Source organism: Mesorhizobium sp. PL10 (assembly GCF_053714315.1).
The window spans coordinates 1-3,607 of sequence record NZ_JBSKBR010000090.1; the positions used below are offsets into that span (position 1 = coordinate 1).

Below are 3,607 nucleotides of genomic sequence, written 5' to 3' on the forward strand. Positions count from 1 at the left end.
CCCATAACGAGTTCGTCGCCGGCACCACCTACACCGACACCTTCGATGTCGTCAGCGCCGATGGCACACACACTTCGGTCGCTATCGACATCCTCGGCACCGCAGATGCGCCGCCGCGCTTTGCTCCGACGGACATACAACTCACGCCGAACACTACGACGGACAATGTGACATTCAGCTCGTTCCAGTTCACGGGTACACTGTCCGCAACCGATCCAGATCCCGGCAGCTTCGTCTACAGCATAACCTCGCAATCGGACCCTGGACTGTTTTCGATCACCGGCAACACGTTGAGCTCGGGAAACCTCTCGCCGAGCAAGGCGTATTCCATAACCGTGCAATCAACGCAGGTCGGCGATCCGGTCGGGCCTGCTTACCAGTACAGCGAGACGTTCCAAGTCATCACCGGCAGCAACGGCAACGGCGCGGCAGAAACCTTCAATGATCCTAGTAACAACAATGGCGACGATGTCCTCTACGGCAATGGCGGCGCGGATCAGATCTTCGGCCTCGCCGGTAACGACACGCTGTTCGGCCAAGGCGGGAACGACACCCTGAATGGCGGTGACGGCAATGACAGACTCGTCGGTGGTGTCGGCGCCGATACACTCACCGGAGGCCTTGGAACCGACACTTTCTACTACGGGACAAACGTCTCGGATTCCGCGCCGGGTGCCGGCAATTTCGATACCATCACCGACTTTGTGCACGGCACCGACAAGATCGACCTGTCTTCGATCGACGCAAATACAGGAAGTGCCGGCGATCAGGCCTTCCTGTTCGGAGGCATGAATGCAGCCACAGCAGCCAACAGCATCACGTGGTCGGAAGTCGGCGGTAACACCATTGTCCGTGCCGATGTCAACGGCACTACAGGCAGTACCGAATTCCAGATCACGCTGACTGGCATCGGCCTAGGACTGACGGCGAGCGATTTCGTGCTCTGAACCAAAAGGCCGCGCGGACATAAGCGGCTCGCCTCTCGTTGCCGGTTCCTGATTCAGCTTACGAATTAAGGTTTACGGCAGGAATAGGAAGCGACCACGTGGCCGGCTGAAGGATCAGGAGTAGTATCGGCCTGGGCGCGTAGAGGTGGACAGGGGGGCGGTTCTCCGCTGGGGTATTTGAGTATCGACAGAAAATCGCAGATCGTGAAGGACGCCCTGCTGGCGTGCCGCTATTATTTCCTGATCGCGGCGGGCTTCAGCCTGGCGATCAACCTGCTCTATCTCGCCTCGCCGCTCTACATGCTGCAGATCTACGACCGGGTGGTGACCAGCGGTAGCCAGACCACGCTGGTGATGCTGACCCTTGTGTTGCTGGCGGCCTTCCTTTCGCTGGCCGGCCTCGATCTGGTGCGCGCCTGGATTCTGACGCGTGCCAGCGCGCGGCTCGACCGGCTGCTGTCGGCAAGGATCCTCGCCGCGTCGGTCGAATCCCCATCGCCCGGCTCCTCGCCAAGTCAGCCTATCCGCGACTTCGACACGTTCAGGCAGGTCATTACCGGCAGCGGCATCCATGCCCTGTTTGACCTGCCATGGTCACCCATCTACATCGGCATCATCTTCCTGCTGCATCAATGGCTCGGCTTCTTCGCGCTGGGCAGCTCGCTGCTCTTGATCGCCATGGCCGTGCTCAACGAGTATCTCGTGCGTTCACCGCTGAAACAGGCCAACGACCTGGCGACGACCAACTATAACTTTACCGAGATGAGCCTCAGAAACTCGGAAGTCGTTCGCGCCATGGGGATGATCGACGGCCTCATCCGCCGCTGGGGGCGCGACCGTAACCTGGCGCTGCGGCGCCAGGCGGAGGCAAGCGACCGCGCCGCCCTGATGTCCGGCCTCATCCGTTTCCTGCGGCTAACCATGCAGTCGTTGATCCTCGGCCTTGGCGCCTATCTGGTGATCGAGCGGCAGATCACAGGCGGCACCATGTTTGCCGCAAGCCTCTTGCTGGGCCGGGGGCTACAGCCGGTCGAGCAGATCGTCGGCCTTTGGCGCAGCCTGATCCTGGCGAGGGCGGCGTTAGCGCGGGTCGAGAAGCTGGTCGACGGGGGACCGCGGAACGAACGATCATTCAACCTGCCGAAGCCCACTGGCAAGATTTCGGTCGAGCAGGTCAGCTTTGCAATTGCCAGCCAGCAGAAAGTGCTTCTGCGGGACGTATCGTTCAGGCTGGACGCAGGCGAGGCGCTCGGGATCGTTGGTCCTTCCGGCGCCGGCAAATCGACTCTGGCACGTCACCTTGCCGGCGTCACGCAGCCCAGCCGCGGCACCGTCAGGCTGGATGGCGCCGACCTGTCGCAGTGGGGGCACGACGCGCTAGGCGACCACATCGGCTACCTGCCGCAGGACATCGAACTCTTTGCCGATACGGTCGCCGCCAACATCGGCCGCTTCAAAACCAATGTCGACCAGGAAGTGATCGAGGCCGCGCGGCTGGCTGGCGTGCACGAGATGATTATCCGCCTGCCGCAGGGCTACGAGACCCAGATCGGCGAAGGCGGCGCAGTCCTGTCAGGGGGATATCGGCAGCGGATTGCCCTTGCCCGAGCGGTGTTCGGCACACCGAACCTCATCATTCTCGACGAGCCGAGTTCCAATCTCGATGCCGATGGCGACCGCGCGCTGAGCGACTGCGCGATTGAGTTGAAGCGCCGCGGCAGCACGGTAATCATCGTCTCGCACCGGCCCTCGACCCTGGCGAATGTCGACAAGATCCTTCTGTTGCGCGACGGCGCCGTCGAGGCCTTCGGGATGAGGAACGAGATCGTGGCGCTGCTCAACCAGCGCGCGGCACCAATGGCGGTAGCAACCCAATGAGCTGTGGCCGGAGAGATCGATGAGCGACGTCGCCCTCACCTACCGGAGCCTGCCCGGCGAAACCGATATCCAGGTCCCGGATTCGATCCGCGCGCCGGCCTATATCGGCCTGCTGATCATCGTTGCCTTTTTCGGTATTTTCGGCGGCTGGGCAGCCTTTGCCCCGCTGAACGGCGCAGTGCTCGCCGACGCCATCGTCAAGGTGGAAGGCAATCGAAAGAGCGTACAGCATTTTGACGGCGGTACGGTTAAGGAGATCCGCGTCAAGGATGGCGACGTCGTCAGGAAGGGCGACATCATGCTGAAGCTGGACGACACCAGAATCCGGTCCGAGTTCAATCTCTATGCCCAGCAATATGCGCTTTTGCGCGCAACCGACGCCAGGATCCGGGCCGAACTGGACGGCAGCGTGGCTGTTGCCTTTCCCAAGGACATCCTCAAGGAGCATGAGGAGTATCTTAGGGATGCAATGGCAAACCAGATCGCCGATCTGGAAAGCCAGCGTGCCTCAATGGCCGGCGCCACGCAGATCCTCGAGCGGCGTATTGCCGAGCTCGACGAGCAGATCCAGGGCAAGCAGTCTCGGGTCGAATCCTACCTGGCACAGCTGCAATCGACGATTGACGAGAAGGCCAGCCTGTCGAAGCTGCTCAAGGCCGGATTGACGACCCGCCCGCGCATCCTGGAACTGGAACGGTCCGCCTCGGATCTGCAGGGTTTGATCGACGAGAACCTCGGCGCAATTGGCGGCAGCCAACAGAGCAAAGCCGAACTCGAGAGCC

Annotated in this window: 2 protein-coding genes and 1 pseudogene; all 3 read left to right on the top strand. The window is 61.6% G+C overall.

What is annotated here, in order from left to right; all coding sequences use genetic code 11:
* The coding region (locus tag ACWGTO_RS32855; protein WP_454578863.1) for a calcium-binding protein at positions 1–947 on the top strand (947 nt) is incomplete at its 5' end.
* A 183-nt stretch (positions 948–1,130) separates the two neighbouring features.
* Positions 1,131–2,825, top strand: a complete 1,695-nt coding sequence (locus tag ACWGTO_RS32860) for a type I secretion system permease/ATPase (protein ID WP_454578864.1) — start codon at positions 1,131–1,133, stop codon at positions 2,823–2,825.
* A 19-nt stretch (positions 2,826–2,844) separates the two neighbouring features.
* A pseudogene (locus tag ACWGTO_RS32865) lies at positions 2,845–3,607 on the top strand (HlyD family type I secretion periplasmic adaptor subunit); the annotation flags it as partial.